We start from the raw sequence: 13,370 nt of genomic DNA, 5'->3' as shown, positions 1-13,370 counted from the left end.
CGAGTTCTCCCTGACTGTGGAAAGCCAGCCGTCGCCAGCTGCCCACTCCCTGATTTCGCAAGGAGGCCCGCCGTGACGGTGACAACCCTGATGCCCAAGACCCAGGCATCCACCACTTTTCATCATTGCCGAGCCGCCCTCGGTGACCGGGTACTGCGGCTCCAGGACGAGCCCCTGGCCATCCTCAAGGGGCTCTATCGGCTGGGGGCCCTGGTGGTCACCACCTTCGCCGACGGTGGCCGGGTATCCCAATCGATGCGCTATCCGGCCCTGCTTAACGGCGAGGACGGGCTGGAATCCAGGGGCAGCCAGTGCCGCCTCAACCAGCACCTGAACCTGCCCCTGTGGCGTTCGGTGATGGCGGTGCTGGCGCCGGTGGCGGATCTGCCCGCCCGCAGCCTGCTGTTCTTCGACCGCTTCGGCGAACCGGTGCAGCAAATGGCGGTGGCGCCGGAAACCGGCGGCCTGGCCTTCGAGGAGCTGGTGTGCGCCATGCTGCACCCCGATCAGCGCCAACTGGGCGCGCCGCCGCCACGTCTGCCGGTGCCGCCGGCGGCGGTGCCCTCGGTGGCCGAGCTGGAGCGGCAGTGGTCCCACGGCGACGACGACGGCTTCAATGAGTTGTTGGCGCGGGTCGGCGACCGCCGCCAGGTGTTGTACCAGGCGGTGCGCGACAAGTTCGCCTGCCCGGTGCGGGCGGAGACCGTGCCCTCCCTGCTGGCGCTGGCCAGCCGCCGGGAGCACGGCTTCACGGTGTGCACCGGCAACAGCGGCGTGCGGTTGTGCATGACCGCGCCCTGGTCGGCGCCACGCTGGCAAAAGGGGCATTGCCATCTGGCCCATAACGGCGTGTTGGTGTCCCTGGACATGGGCCGGGTGGCCAGTGTCTGGCGGTTGCGCCGGCCCGGCGCCGGCCGGGTGGTCACCGCTCTTGAAGGGCTGGATGCCCAGGGCCGCTGGCTGTGGACTCTGTCCGGTGGTGAGGATGAGAACGGCTGGTTGGCTTTGTTGGGCGACAGCCTGATTCAGGAGGGGGCGCCTGGCCGCCGCATGGCGTAGGGCGTGATCGCGACTGAAGTCGCTCCTACCGCGGTCTGGATCGTGCTGTAGGAGCGACTTCAGTCGCGATCTCACGGTTAGAAGTGGTCGTCGAACTCGCGGAGCAGGTCCACCAGCCGGTCGGTTTCCTCGGGCAGGTCGCGCAGGGTTTCCTCGGCCAGTGGCGCCACGTCGCATTGCGCCGGCAGCGGGTGGTTCTCGGCCAGGATCGCCCGGAAGCGGGCGATGAACACCCATTGCAGCCATTGGGTAAAGGCCATGGTGTCGGCGAAGAAGGGGGTGGCGCTTTCGAACGCCGCCGGCTCCGGCGGCAGGCCTTCCCAAAGGTTCAGGCTTTCCATTTCCGTCTGCAGGTCGTCGAGCAGGCCGTTCAGGGCGAGGCGGGTGTCGGTCATGGCGATCAGTTGTCCAGTAGCGGCAGCAGGTCGGTGAGTTCCCGCAGATGATGAATGTGATGGGCCGGCCGGTCCAGGTCCGCCGGCCAGTCCAGATCGATCAGGTTGGCCCACACCGCCTGAAAACCGTGCCGGCGGGCCGCATCCACATCCTCCAGCGGATGGTCGCCCACATGCAGGGCCTGGTCCGCTGATACTCCGGCGCTGCGCAGGGCGGCATGGAACATGTCCGGCTCCGGCTTGCGCCGGCCCACGCTTTCCGCGGAATGATGGAAGGCGAACAAGTCGTCGATGCCGACTCGCTTCAGATCCGAATTGCCGTTGCTGAGTGCCCCCAGGGCGTAGCTGTCCGCCAGGGTCTCGAGTACCTCCAGGGCGCCGGGGAAGAAGGTCACCTGGTTGCGCGCCTGGTGGAAAACCTGGAAAGCATCGGCGGCGATATGGCGGGCTTCCCGGTCGGCGAAGCCGGCGGCGATGAAGGCCTCGGCCATGGCGTCGCGGCGTAGCCGGGTGAGGTTGTTCAGGTAATCCGGGTGTTCACGCACCAGGCGGTCGCGTACCGCGCGGATGCGGCCGGCGGTGAGCGCCTCGGCGGCGTCCGGGTGGCACTCGGCGATCCATTCGCTGGTGGCGCGCTCCGCCTGCCGGATCACCTCGTCCACCGGCCACAGGGTGTTGTCCAGGTCGAAGGTGATCAGTCGCAGCGCCATGTCAGGAATCCTCTTTTTCGTTCTTGCGTTGTGCCCGTGGGTGGGCGCCGTCGTACACCTTGGCCAGGTGCTGGAAGTCCAGGTGGGTATAGACCTGGGTGGTGCTCAGGTTGGCGTGGCCAAGCAATTCCTGGACGGCGCGCAGGTCACCGGAATTCTCCAGCACGTGGGTGGCGAACGAATGACGCAGCTTGTGTGGGTGCAGATGATCGCCCAGACCACGGGCACGGGCGGCGCGGCGCAGTCGCTGCTGCACGGCGGAGGGCGACAGGCGGCGACCGCGCTGGCTGACGAACAGGGCGCGCTCCTCCGGGTCGTGGGCCAGGCTGGGGCGCGCCTGGAGCCAGGCGCGCAGGGCCGCCAGGGCCGGCTTGCCCACCGGCAGTACCCGGGTCTTGTTGCCCTTGCCGGTGACCACCAGCTCCGCCGACCCGGCGGAAACGCTGTCCAGGTCCAGGCTGAGCAATTCCGCCAGCCGCAGGCCACAGCCATACAGCAGCTCCAGCATGGCCTGGTCGCGGCGCGCCAGGGGGCCGTCGCCGTCCGGGTGGTCGAGCAGGGCGCGGGTCTGGTCGGCGTCCAGGGCCTTGGGCAGGCGGCGTCCGCTTTTCGGGGCGCGCACGTCCAAAGCGGGATTATCGGTGGCGCGCCGTTCGCGGATCAGCCAGGTGTAGAAGGTGCGCAGCGAGGACAGCAACCGCTGCAGGCTGCGCCCGCCCAGGCCGCGCCGGTGCAGGCGCGCCACCAGGGCGCGCACGTCGTGGGCGGTGACCGCCGCCCAGTCCAGATCCAGGGCTTCGGCGGCGGTGTTCAGGTCGCGGCGGTAGTGTTTGACGGTGTGCGGCGACAGCCGCCGCTCACTGGCCAGGTGGCGGACGAAGGCGTCGATGGCCGCCTGCCGGGAGTCCACGGCGGTCAGGCGCGTTGCGCGTGGCGGGCGGCGGCGGGGCCGCTCACTTCCACCAGCCGGCGGCTGAGCACCTGGCCGATGTGGGTGATGAACAGGGTGCCCAGGGAACTGCGGAAGTGCATGGCATCGGCGCTGCCAATGGCCAGCACGCCCAGGCGGCCATTATGCTCCAGGGGCACCACGGCGGCGGATTTGACCTGCTCCGCCCGGTCCTGGAACAGCGCTTCCAGCTCCGCCTGGCGCAGGATGCCGCACACCGCCTTGCCGGTGCGCAGCAGCGGGCCCAGGGCGCTGGGCAGGTCGTCCGGGTCCATGAATCGCACCTGTTTGCGCACCTCGCCAAGCAGCTTGGCTTCCCGGTCGTGGAGCAACAGGGACACGGTGTCGCAGCGGAATTCATCCTCCAGGCCGCGCAGCAACTGGCGCAGCAGCTTGTCGGTGCTGCGCGCTTCCAGCAGCGCCAGGGTCAGGCGGCGGGTGTGTTCGAACAGCAGGTCGTTTTCCCGGGCCACGTCGATCAGCCCGTTGAGCCGTTCGCGCAGTTCCTGATTGCGGTCGCGCAGGATCGAGGCCTGGCGTTCCAGCAGCGAAACCGCCGGCCCGCGCGGGTCCGGCAAACGCATCAGTTCGAGCAGGTCGGGCCGATCCTGGAAGAATTCCGGATGGCGGCGCAGAAAGGCGGCCACCTGATCGGCGCCGGGCAGGGTATCGTCGGTCATGCGGGAGCCTCCACGTCGATTTCGCCATCATAGACACGGCTGGCCGGGCCTGTCATCCGGATGCCACCCTGGCCGTCGTAATGCACCTGCAGGGTGCCGCCGGCCAGATGCACGGTGACGTCATCGTCCAGCAGGCCACGGCGCTGGCCACACACCACCGCGGCGCAGGCACCGGAGCCGCAGGCCAGGGTTTCGCCGGCGCCGCGCTCGAACACCCGCAGGCGGATCTCGTGGCGGTTGAGAATCTGCATGAAGCCGGCGTTGACCCGCTCCGGGAAGCGCTCGTGGCGCTCCAGCTCCGGGCCCAGGGTGGCCACCGGCGCGGTATCCACGTTTTCCACCAGCAGCACCACATGGGGGTTGCCCAGGCCCACGGCGGACACTTCATAGGCGTTCTGGCCGGCCACCAGGATATAGGTGTCCGCCTCGGCGTCGGCCTGGAACGGGATCGCCGCCGGCGCCCAGCGCGGCGCCCCCATGTCCACGGTCACCAGGCCGTCGTCGGTGACTTTCAGGGTCATCAGGCCCTCGGCGGTTTCCACCCGGATTTCGTGCTTGCGGGTCAGGCCCTGGTCGCGCACGAAGCGTGCGAAACAGCGCGCCCCGTTGCCGCACTGGCTCACCTCGGAGCCATCGCTGTTGAAGATCCGGTAGCGGAAGTCCACGCCCTCGTGGCGGGGCGGCTGTACCACCAGCAACTGATCGAAACCGACGCCGAAGTGACGGTCACCCAGGCGTCGCAAATCCGTCTCCGACAGCGGAGGGCCATCCTCGGGGAGGGGCTGCGACAGGCCGTCGACGACCATGAAGTCGTTGCCGAGGCCGTGCATTTTGGTAAAGCGAAGGCGCATGGGGGAACCCGTCGGGCTGTTTGTCTGGACGCACTATTGTACGGGCCGCTCGGGCGCGGGAACAGGGCGGGGAGAGGACCGGGGCAACGGAGAGGCCGGTCCGGCCGCGGCAACAGCAAAAGTCTATCGCGGCTGAAGCCGCTCCTACCTACAATGGGCGGCTCCCAACGCCGCGGATGCACCCATGCTCTCCTATCGCCACTCCTACCACGCCGGCAACTTCGCGGACGTGCTCAAGCATATGGTCCAGGTGGCGGTGCTCGATCACCTGCGCCTCAAGGACAAGCCGTTCGTGGTGCACGATACCCACGGCGGCGCCGGGCTGTACGCCGTGGACGACGCCCATATGCAGAAAACCGGGGAATACCGGGAAGGTATCGGTCGCCTTTGGGAGCAGCGCTTCGAGGCGCCGCTGATCAACCGCTACCTGAATGTGGTGGCCGGTTTCAGCCGCCCGGGAGCGCTTAGCCATTACCCCGGCTCGCCGGCGATCAGCGCCGCCCTGCTGCGCGAGCAGGACCGCCTGCAGGTCACCGAACTGCACGGCACCGATTTCGAACTGCTGGAAGCCCGTTTCCAGGACGACCGGCGCGTCCGCGTGGTCAAACAGGACGCCCTGGCCGGCATCAAGGCATTGCTGCCGCCGGCCCACAAACGGGGGCTGGTGCTGATCGACCCGTCCTATGAACTGGGCGGCGACGAGGCCGCCACCCTGGCGGCCGTGGAGGAGGGGCTGCGGCGCTTCAATACCGGTTGTTTCGCGATCTGGTACCCGCTGCTGGAGCGGCGCCGGGCGGACCGGTTCGCGGCGCGGCTCATGGCCCTGGCGCCCCAGCACCTGCGCGCGGAGTTGTGCGTGCTCCGCGACGGCGGCGCCCGGGGCATGACCGGCTCCGGCATGGTGGTACTCAACCCGCCCTGGACCCTGGGCGAGCAATTGCGGGCGGCTCTGCCGGTCCTGCACCGCACCCTCAGCCAGGGCGGCGGCGGCCAGCAGTTGGTCCTGTCTCAGTAGGAGCGGCCCGAGACGCGGCCCAGATGGAGAGACCAACCCTTCAAACGTCCCCGGCGTTGTCGAGCTCCACGGCTTCGTGCAGGCGATCCAGCAGATCCGGGAAGGCCGCCTGCACCCGGTTCCAGCTGGGAATGAAGGGCTTGTCCCGGGGATGCTCGAGGAAGGCGTGGCCGGCCACCATCAGGTTGTCGGCGAACAGCTCCACCGCCTGCTCCTCGCTGTGCCGGTCGAGTTTAAGGCCGTTCATCAGGGCGTCGTTGTAGTAAGCCTCGATCAGGTCCAGAGCGATGCGGTAATAGGTTGCCTTGATGGTGCGGAAATCCTCCGCGTTAATCTGCACCCCCAGGGTCGCCAGTTTGCGGTACAGCGCCTTGGCGATGTCCAGGCTCATGCGGTTCAGGCCACCGGCCTGGTCGTCCTCGGACATCGGCTGGTGCTTGTGGTCATAGGCGTCAGCGATGTCCACCTGGCACAGCCGCTTGGTGGAGTAATTGCGGTGTACCTCGGAAAGCACGCCGATCTCCAGCCCCCAGTCGCTGGGAATACGGATGCTCTCCAGCAGGTCGGTGCGCATGGAGAACTCCCCGGACAGCGGATAGCGGTAGCTGTCCAGATACTCCAGGTAGGGCAGGTTGCCGTAGATCTTCTTCAGAGCGCGCAGCATCGGCGTCACCATCAGCCGCGCCACCCGGCCATTGAGCTTGCCGTCGGCGATGCGCGGGTAATAGCCCTTGCAGAACTCGTAGTTGAACTGGGGGTTGGCCACCGGGTAGATCAGCCGCGCCAGCAGGCCACGGTCGTAGGTGACGATGTCGCAGTCGTGCAGCGCCACCGCCTCGGTGCGCCGGGAAATCTGCGCGTAGCCGCCGCAATACCAGACATTGCGGCCCTTGCCCGGCTCCGAGGGCGCCAGGTCCTCGGTCTGAAGCTCCGCGTCCAGGGCGCGCAGGCGCGGGCCGTCGTTCCACAGGATGCGGTGGTGCTGGGGCAGGCGGGAAAAGAACTCGCGGGCGCGCAGGAACTGGTCCCGGTCGGCCCGGTCCAGGCCGATGATGATCTCGTTGAGGTAGGGCACCCGCGCCAGCTCATCGACGATATGGTTCAGTGCCGGCCCCTCCAGCTCCGAATACAGCGACGGCAGGATCAGCCCCATGGGCCGGCGCCGGGCGCAGCGCACCAGCTCCTGTTCCAGATCCTCCAGGGAACGCTGGTTCAGATTGTGGAAATTGGTGATCACGCCGTTCTGGTAGAAATCGCTCATCCGCCGTCCTCCAAGGAATTGCTCAACCAGTGGTCCAGCCCCTCCGCCCAGCCCCGGGGGCCGCTGTGCCGGGTGCGGTACAGATGCTCGTGGGGCACGGTTACCGGCAGCCCGTGGGCGCCTCGAATCAGCACCGCCCGGTCCGAGGCGGTGAGCAGGGGCACATCGTTGGGGCCGTCGCCCAGGCCCAGGGTGGCGGGCCGCACCCGGTGCAGGGCCCGGAAACGCTCGGCCAGCCAGCGCACCGCCCGGCCCTTGTCCACATGGCCCATGACGTGATGGAAGCGCCCTCCCCGGGTCACGGTCAGGCCGTCCCGTTGCAAGGCCATGCAAAAGCGCCGCCAACCCGGCTCATCGCCATCCCAGATCAGCGGCTGGCTGCCTTCCCGGCGGCGCGCCAGGGCCGCTTCCGAGGGCGACAGGCCGGTCAGCTCGGCCACCTCCGCGTCATTCAGCTCCGACAGCAGGCGCACCGGCGCATCCTGTTCGGCGGCCAGCCGGTGCAGACGCCCGGCCAGGGAGGCGGCATCGTCGCCGGGGGTAAGCAGGGTAAGGTCATCGACGTCGGCGGGCGGATCGTCCGGGCGTCGCCAGGTGGTGGGCAGGCCGATCACGGCGCCGTTCTCGGCCACGAAGGGGGTGCCGGCGAGACCCAACTCCCGGCGCAGGGCGGTCAGTTCGGCGCGGGTCTTGCTGGTCACCGGGATTACCGCCGCGCCGGCGGCGGCCAGCCGTTCCAGCCAGGGCGCCGCCGGCGACCAGTCGTAGTCGTGGTGATCCAGCAGGGAGCCGTCCAGATCCGTGAACACCAGTAGTCGGCGGTCGAGGATCATGGCGGCGTCCCCGGCCTCAAGGGAGCAGGGTTTCCAGGCGCAACTGATCCTCGAGGGTCTCCCGAGCGCGCACCAGGAAGGCCTGATCGCCGTCCACCATGACTTCGGCGGGACGGTTGCGGCTGTTGTAGTTGCTGGCCATGGCGAAGCCGTAGGCGCCGGCGGAACGCACCGCCAGCAAATCGCCGGGCTCCAGGGCCAGGGCCCGATCCTTGCCCAGGAAGTCGCCGGTTTCGCACACCGGGCCCACGATGTCCCAGTCGCGGCAATCCGCCTCGTGGGGCGTTACCGGCACGATGTCCTGCCAGGCGGAGTACAGGCTTGGCCGGATCAGATCGTTCATGGCGCCGTCGACGATGGCGAAGTTACGGTGCTCGGTGGGCTTGAGGAACAGCACCTGGGTGATGAACAGCCCGGCGTTGGCGGCGATCGAGCGGCCCGGCTCGATGTGCACCGGCAGTTCGCCGGGGATGTGCTTGAGCAGCGCCGCCACATAGTCCGCCGCCGCCGGCGGGGTCTCGTCCCGGTAGGTCACGCCCAGGCCGCCGCCCAGATCCAGGTGGTGGATCTCGATGCCCAGGGCCTGCAGTTCGCCGAGCAGCTTGAGCACGCGCTCCAGGGCATCCTCGAACGGGTCCAGCCGGGTCAACTGGCTGCCGATGTGGCAGTCGATGCCGCGCACCGTGATGTGCGGCAGTTCGGTGGCGCGCTGGTACAGCGCCGGTGCCTTCTGGATGTCGACGCCGAACTTGTTTTCCTTGAGCCCGGTGGAGATGTACGGATGGGTCTGGGCGTCCACGTCCGGATTGACGCGAATCGAGATCGGCGCGCGGGTGTCCAGCTCGCCGGCCACCAGATTGAGCAGTTCCAGCTCGGCGGCGGATTCCACGTTAAAGCAATGGATGCCGGCCTTCAGGGCAGCGGCCATTTCCTCGGCGGTCTTGCCGACCCCGGAAAACACGATCTTGTCCGGGTCGCCGCCGGCGCGCAGCACCCGCTCCAGCTCGCCGCCGGAGACGATGTCGAAGCCGGCGCCGCAGCGTGCCAGCACGTTGAGCACCGCCAGGTTGCTGTTCGCCTTTACCGCGTAGCAGATGCGGTGCGGATGGTCGCCGAAGGCCTCATCGAAGGCGTTGTAACGCTCCTCCAGCGCCGCCCGGGAATACAGATAAAGGGGCGTGTCAAAGCGTTCCGCCAGTTGTGCCACTGGCATTTCCTCGGCGAACAGCGTGCCGTCGCGATAGGAGAAAGGGTCCATCAGTCTTGTTCCGAGTCGTCGTCCTGTTTGCCGTCGGCGTCCTCATCGTCGGACGTGGCCGCGGGCGTGTCCTGGGCCGGTGGCGCCGCCCGGGCCGGCTCCTGGGGCGCGAAGTACAGCGGGCCTTTCTGGCCACAACCGGCCAGCAGCGCGGTGATCATCACTACACCGAATGCGCGCATCGAAAAACTCCGGGTTGAGCGATAAGGTCGGGGTCCGTGAACCCGGCAGTATAGCCGCTCTGGCGCGGCGTATCAGTGCCCCGGCCGTGAAAAAAGGTCGGAACCCGGCACGAGGCCGTCCGCTGGTTTGCCGTGAGAATGGTTATTATTTATATTGCCCGCTCTTTCCAATGGCAAAGGGCGAGGGGCCGCGCGGCATTCCTATGACCGACAGAGCGGAACGCAACCAAGCGCAAGCGAGCCTGCGGCGGGAACTGGGCGTGCTGTACGCCGACCACCACGGCTGGCTGTCCGGCTGGTTGCGGTCTCGGGTGGGCTGTTCCCACACCGCCGCCGATCTTGCCCAGGACACCTACTTGCGGGTGTTGGTGCGGGGCCGGTTGCCGGAGCCGCACCAGTCGCGCCGGCATCTGACCCGCATCGCCAAGGGGTTGATGATCGACCTGTTCCGCCGCCGGCGCATCGAGGCTGCCTACCTGGAGGCCCTGCGCGAGCTTCCCGAGCCGGAGGTGCCTTCCGAAGAGACCCGGGCCCAGGTAATCGAAACCCTGGTGGAAATCGACGCCCTGCTGCACCGCTTGCCGGACAAACCCCGCCGCGCCTTCCTGATGTCCCGTCTGGAAGGTTTGTCCTATGCCGTCATCGCCGAGCGCCTGGGGGTGTCCGTGTCCTCGGTGGAGAAGTACATCGCCCGGGGCCTGGAAGTGTGCCTGCGTGCCGCCCTGGAGCGCCGCCCGTGAGCGACGACCTCCTGGACCCGGCCCTGGTGCGCGAGGCAAGCCGCTGGCTGGCGCGCCTGGGCCGGGACGACGCCGACCACGGCGATCACGCCGCCTGCGACGCCTGGCGCCGGGCGGACCCCCGCCACGAGCGGGTCTGGCGGCACCTGCTGGAGCTGGACGGCGCCCTGCGTTCGGTACCGGCCCACGCTGCCCGTAGCGATCTGCTGGCCCGGCGCGCGCCCCTGACCCGGCGCCAGGTGCTGGGCCTGGGCGCGGCGGCGCTCACCCTTGGCGCCCTGGGCTATGGCGGTGCCCGCCAGGGCCTGTGGCAGCGACAATGGGCGGATCTGGCCACCGGCGTTGGCGAGGCCGCCACCCATACCCTGGCCGATGGCACCGTTCTGGTGCTCAACACCGATACCGCCCTGGACGTGGACTTCAACGACCGGGGGCGGGAAATTCGCCTGCACCGGGGGGAAGTGCTGGTGACCACCGGCCATGGCGATGCCCGGCCTTTCCGGGTGCGCACCCGGGACGGCGCGGTGCGGCCCCTGGGCACCCGTTTCACGGTACGCCGCACCGACCGGGACACCCGCGTGGCGGTGTACCAGGGGGCCGTGTCGCTGCGCGCCAGCGGCGAGGCCCGGCCGGTGCGTCTCGACGCGGGTCATGGCGCGGCCTTCCGCGCCGGCCGGGTGGGCACGCCGCGCCCGCTTACCGAGGAGGCGCCGGCCTGGCGGCGCGGGCAACTGGTGGCGGAGCGCATGACCGTGGCGGAATTCGCCGGCGAGCTGGCCCGTTACCGCCACGGGCTGGTGCAGTACCAGCCCGAGGTGGCCGGCCTGCGGGTCACCGGTGTGTTTTCGCTCACCGACACGGACCGCGCGCTGGACGCGCTGGCCCGGGCTCTGCCGGTGCGGGTGCGCCACTACACGCCGTTGTGGATCCGCATCGAGAAAAAAGATTGAGGGATCGCCGCGTTCGTTCGGAAGACCAGTAGAAGACACTGAAATTCCGATGTGATCGAGAGGGGACCCCATGACCGTATTTTCGCGCCGCGCCGCCGGCTCCGCCGTGGCTGGCCTGCTGGGCGCCGCCACGCTGGTCGTCGTGCCGGCCCTGCTGGTGCCCGCCCCGGCTCGCGCCCAGGCGCCGGCGGCGGCACCCGCGCAAGACACCCGCCAGCGTTTCGACATTGCCGCCGGCGACCTGGACCGGGTGCTCAACCGCTTCGCCGTGGCCGCCGGCCTGGAACTGTCCATCGACGCCGGGCTCACCGCCGGTAAGGCCAGTCCCGGCTTGCGCGGTCGCTACAGCGCCCGGGAAGGGCTCGCTGAACTGCTTGCCGGCACCGGCTTGTACGCCGACTTCCAGGGGCCGCGCACGGTCGCCGTGCATGCCTCCCGGACGCGTCGGCTGGCGCCGGTATCCGTGCGCGGCAGCGGGTTGGCCGCGGACCCGGGCCGCACCGAGGACAGCGGGGCCTATGCCGCCGAGGTGGTGACCATCGGCAAGAGCGCCCGCTCCCTGCGCGAAACGCCGCAGTCGGTATCGGTGGTCACCCGCCAGCAGCTCGACGAGCAGAATGCCCATACACTGGCCGAAGCCATGCGCTACGCCACCGGCATCACGGTGTCCGGCTACGGCACCGGTACCGACAACGTCTCGTCCCGGGGCTATGACTTCAACAGCTACCAGATCGATGGCATGCCGGTGGGCGCCGGGCAGGGCACCTGGAGCACCAGTTTCTTCGACATGGCGCTCTACGACCGCGTGGAAATCTGGCGCGGCCCCACCGGCTTGCTGGACGGCGCCGGCGACCCCGGCGGCACCCTGAACTTCGTGCGCAAGCGCGCCCGCCGCCAGTTCCAGGCCAGCGGCGCGTTGTCCGCCGGTTCCTGGGATGCCTACCGGGGCGAGCTGGACGTTACCGGCCCGCTTAGCGAGGGCGGTCGTCTGCGCGGCCGGGCGGTGGCGGTGTACGACGACCGCCAATCGTTCACCGATTACGTTTATTCGAAAAAGAAGGTGATCTACGGCACCCTGGCCTACGACCTCACGGACCGCACCACGCTGACCGCCGGCGCCGCCCACCAGAGCGGTGATTTCCGGCCCTTTTACGGGGTCTCGATCTATCCGGACGGGGAGCTCGCGCATCTGTCCCGCTCCACCTTCGTGGGCGCGGACTGGGGCTACAAGGACGACAGCATCACCAGCGTCTTCGCCGAGCTGGCCCACGCTCTGGACAACGGCGGCCGCGCCACGGTGAGCGCCCGCCGGCTGCGGCGTCGCGCCGACAGCAAACACCTGGGCTGGGGGGCCACGCCCATCGACCCCAACACCGGCCTGGTGGGCATGCTGCCGATCGCCATCGAAACCGAAGAGGTGGACACCGCCGTGGACGCCCACCTGAACCTGCCGTTCGCCGCTTTCGGTGGCCAGCACGAACTGCTGGTGGGCGCCAACTGGCGTCGCAACCGCCGGGACGTGGGCTACAACCTGTCCAGTTACGGCCAGGGCATCATCTACCAGGACATCTTCAACCCGGACGTGCATGTCCCGGAGCCGGATCTGGCGGTGGAAAACAGCACCGAAGCCACCACCGAGCAGTCGGCGCTCTATGGTCAGGTGCGCCTGCGGCCCCTGGACAACACCACCGTACTGTTGGGCGGGCAGCTGGCCTGGTGGAACACCGAGGACCGGCTCAACGACCAGGCGGAGCAAAGCCGGCCCCGGGAGTTCGTGCCTTACGCCGGCATCGTCCAGGATCTGACCCGGCGGCTCTCGGCCTACGCCAGCTATAGCACCATCTTCGCGCCGCAGACCACCCGTGATAGCAACGACGACATCCTGGAACCTCGCGAGGGCCGCCAGTACGAGATCGGCCTCAAGGCCGAAGGGCTGACGCGGCGCATTACCGCCCAGGCGGCGCTGTTCCGTATCGAGGACCGCAACCGCTCAATGACCGATCCGGCGGCGCCTCCGGGAACCGGCTACGCCATCGCCGCCGGCGAGGTGGTCAGCGAGGGCGGCGAACTGGAGATTAGCGGTGAGCTGCTGCCGCGCTGGAATCTGAAGGCCGGCTACACCTACACCGACACCGAGTACCAGGAAGGGGGCGAGGGCGTGTTCAACAGTCAGGTGCCACGCCACGCTTTCAGCCTGTGGACCCGTTACCGTTTCGCGCCGGGGTCCCTGGATGGCCTGTCCGTGGGTGGCGGGGTGCGCTCGCAGAGCCAGATCTGGTATGAGACCCAGGGCATCCGCGCTACCCAGGAGCACTTCACCGTGACCACCCTTCAGGCGGGCTACCGTTACGCGCCGGGCTCCGAGGTCACTCTTACCGTGGACAACGTCTTCGACGAGTACTATTACTCGCGCCTGGGTGGCACCCGGCAGACCTATTTCGGCGCGCCGCGCAGCGTGACACTGAGCCTGCGCCACGCCTTCTGAGC

14 protein-coding genes are annotated in these 13,370 nt (G+C 68.7%); 5 read left to right on the top strand and 9 right to left on the bottom strand.

What is annotated here, in order from left to right:
* Window positions 1-72 precede the first annotated feature (72 nt).
* Window positions 73-1,059, top strand: a complete 987-nt coding sequence (locus JF515_RS09130) for a hypothetical protein (protein ID WP_338015193.1) — start codon at window positions 73-75, stop codon at window positions 1,057-1,059.
* A gap of 77 nt (window positions 1,060-1,136) precedes the next feature.
* Here the strand turns inward: JF515_RS09130 and JF515_RS09125 are convergent, their stop codons facing one another.
* The 5 genes from JF515_RS09125 to dapF are packed head-to-tail and all read right to left on the bottom strand — an operon-like array spanning window position 1,137 to window position 4,644.
* The gene (locus tag JF515_RS09125) at window positions 1,137-1,454 is read right to left on the bottom strand and encodes a YqcC family protein (protein WP_203103423.1); all 318 of its coding nucleotides are present in this window, start codon (window positions 1,452-1,454) and stop codon (window positions 1,137-1,139) included.
* A 5-nt stretch (window positions 1,455-1,459) separates the two neighbouring features.
* On the bottom strand, window positions 1,460-2,164 hold the full coding sequence (locus tag JF515_RS09120; protein ID WP_203103421.1) for an HAD family hydrolase: 705 nt from the start codon (window positions 2,162-2,164) through the stop codon (window positions 1,460-1,462).
* Between the two features lies 1 nt (window position 2,165).
* On the bottom strand, window positions 2,166-3,074 hold the full coding sequence (gene xerC, locus JF515_RS09115) for a tyrosine recombinase XerC (protein ID WP_203103419.1): 909 nt from the start codon (window positions 3,072-3,074) through the stop codon (window positions 2,166-2,168).
* 5 nt (window positions 3,075-3,079) lie between these two features.
* Window positions 3,080-3,793, bottom strand: a complete 714-nt coding sequence (locus tag JF515_RS09110; RefSeq protein WP_203103417.1) for a DUF484 family protein — start codon at window positions 3,791-3,793, stop codon at window positions 3,080-3,082.
* On the bottom strand, window positions 3,790-4,644 hold the full coding sequence (gene dapF / locus JF515_RS09105) for a diaminopimelate epimerase (protein ID WP_203103415.1): 855 nt from the start codon (window positions 4,642-4,644) through the stop codon (window positions 3,790-3,792). The genes JF515_RS09110 and dapF overlap by 4 nt, the downstream gene beginning before the upstream one ends.
* A 184-nt stretch (window positions 4,645-4,828) precedes the next feature.
* On the opposite strand from dapF, the gene JF515_RS09100 reads away from it, so the two are divergent.
* Window positions 4,829-5,659 carry a 23S rRNA (adenine(2030)-N(6))-methyltransferase RlmJ gene (locus JF515_RS09100; RefSeq protein WP_203103413.1) on the top strand — a complete coding sequence of 277 codons (831 nt, stop codon included), beginning with the start codon at window positions 4,829-4,831 and terminating at the stop codon, window positions 5,657-5,659.
* A 40-nt stretch (window positions 5,660-5,699) separates the two neighbouring features.
* Here JF515_RS09100 and JF515_RS09095 read toward each other — a convergent pair whose 3' ends face one another.
* The 4 genes from JF515_RS09095 to lptM are packed head-to-tail and all read right to left on the bottom strand — an operon-like array spanning window position 5,700 to window position 9,193.
* A complete protein-coding gene (locus tag JF515_RS09095; RefSeq protein ID WP_203103411.1) occupies window positions 5,700-6,920 on the bottom strand; it encodes a glycosyl transferase in 1,221 nt (406 codons plus the stop codon).
* Window positions 6,917-7,753, bottom strand: coding sequence for an HAD-IIB family hydrolase (locus tag JF515_RS09090; RefSeq protein ID WP_203103409.1), 837 nt, complete (start codon window positions 7,751-7,753; stop codon window positions 6,917-6,919). Before JF515_RS09090 ends, JF515_RS09095 begins: the two co-directional genes overlap by 4 nt.
* A gap of 16 nt (window positions 7,754-7,769) precedes the next feature.
* Window positions 7,770-9,011, bottom strand: coding sequence for a diaminopimelate decarboxylase (lysA, locus tag JF515_RS09085; RefSeq protein WP_203103406.1), 1,242 nt, complete (start codon window positions 9,009-9,011; stop codon window positions 7,770-7,772).
* Window positions 9,011-9,193, bottom strand: a complete 183-nt coding sequence (gene lptM, locus JF515_RS09080; protein ID WP_194297525.1) for an LPS translocon maturation chaperone LptM — start codon at window positions 9,191-9,193, stop codon at window positions 9,011-9,013. Before lptM ends, lysA begins: the two co-directional genes overlap by 1 nt.
* 203 nt (window positions 9,194-9,396) lie before the next feature.
* Between lptM and JF515_RS09075 the strand changes: the two genes are divergently transcribed.
* From JF515_RS09075 to JF515_RS09065, 3 genes are all read left to right on the top strand, one after another.
* Complete coding sequence (locus JF515_RS09075) at window positions 9,397-9,933, top strand: sigma-70 family RNA polymerase sigma factor (RefSeq protein WP_203103404.1); 537 nt, start codon at window positions 9,397-9,399, stop codon at window positions 9,931-9,933.
* Window positions 9,930-10,883 (top strand): FecR family protein, encoded by a 954-nt coding sequence (locus JF515_RS09070; protein ID WP_338015192.1) that lies wholly within the window; start codon window positions 9,930-9,932, stop codon window positions 10,881-10,883. Before JF515_RS09075 ends, JF515_RS09070 begins: the two co-directional genes overlap by 4 nt.
* 70 nt (window positions 10,884-10,953) lie before the next feature.
* Window positions 10,954-13,368, top strand: coding sequence for a TonB-dependent siderophore receptor (locus tag JF515_RS09065; protein WP_203103400.1), 2,415 nt, complete (start codon window positions 10,954-10,956; stop codon window positions 13,366-13,368).
* The last annotated feature ends 2 nt before the right edge of the window (window positions 13,369-13,370 follow it).

The sequence above is a fragment of the Alloalcanivorax marinus genome, assembly GCF_016785095.1.
Taxonomy (GTDB): domain Bacteria; phylum Pseudomonadota; class Gammaproteobacteria; order Pseudomonadales; family Alcanivoracaceae; genus Alloalcanivorax; species Alloalcanivorax marinus_A.
This window is presented reverse-complemented; position numbering and strand designations above follow the sequence as displayed.

Excerpts from the sequence above, each read along its gene's own strand:
- JF515_RS09125 (WP_203103423.1), bottom strand. The coding sequence starts at position 1,454 with ATGACCGACACCCGCCTCGCCCTGAACGGCCTGCTCGACGACCTGCAG.
- JF515_RS09075 (WP_203103404.1), top strand. The coding sequence starts at position 9,397 with ATGACCGACAGAGCGGAACGCAACCAAGCGCAAGCGAGCCTGCGGCGG.
- lptM (WP_194297525.1), bottom strand. The coding sequence starts at position 9,193 with ATGCGCGCATTCGGTGTAGTGATGATCACCGCGCTGCTGGCCGGTTGT.
- dapF (WP_203103415.1), bottom strand. The coding sequence starts at position 4,644 with ATGCGCCTTCGCTTTACCAAAATGCACGGCCTCGGCAACGACTTCATG.
- JF515_RS09090 (WP_203103409.1), bottom strand. The coding sequence starts at position 7,753 with ATGATCCTCGACCGCCGACTACTGGTGTTCACGGATCTGGACGGCTCC.
- lysA (WP_203103406.1), bottom strand. The coding sequence starts at position 9,011 with ATGGACCCTTTCTCCTATCGCGACGGCACGCTGTTCGCCGAGGAAATG.
- JF515_RS09065 (WP_203103400.1), top strand. The coding sequence starts at position 10,954 with ATGACCGTATTTTCGCGCCGCGCCGCCGGCTCCGCCGTGGCTGGCCTG.
- JF515_RS09120 (WP_203103421.1), bottom strand. The coding sequence starts at position 2,164 with ATGGCGCTGCGACTGATCACCTTCGACCTGGACAACACCCTGTGGCCG.
- JF515_RS09095 (WP_203103411.1), bottom strand. The coding sequence starts at position 6,920 with ATGAGCGATTTCTACCAGAACGGCGTGATCACCAATTTCCACAATCTG.
- JF515_RS09110 (WP_203103417.1), bottom strand. The coding sequence starts at position 3,793 with ATGACCGACGATACCCTGCCCGGCGCCGATCAGGTGGCCGCCTTTCTG.
- JF515_RS09100 (WP_203103413.1), top strand. The coding sequence starts at position 4,829 with ATGCTCTCCTATCGCCACTCCTACCACGCCGGCAACTTCGCGGACGTG.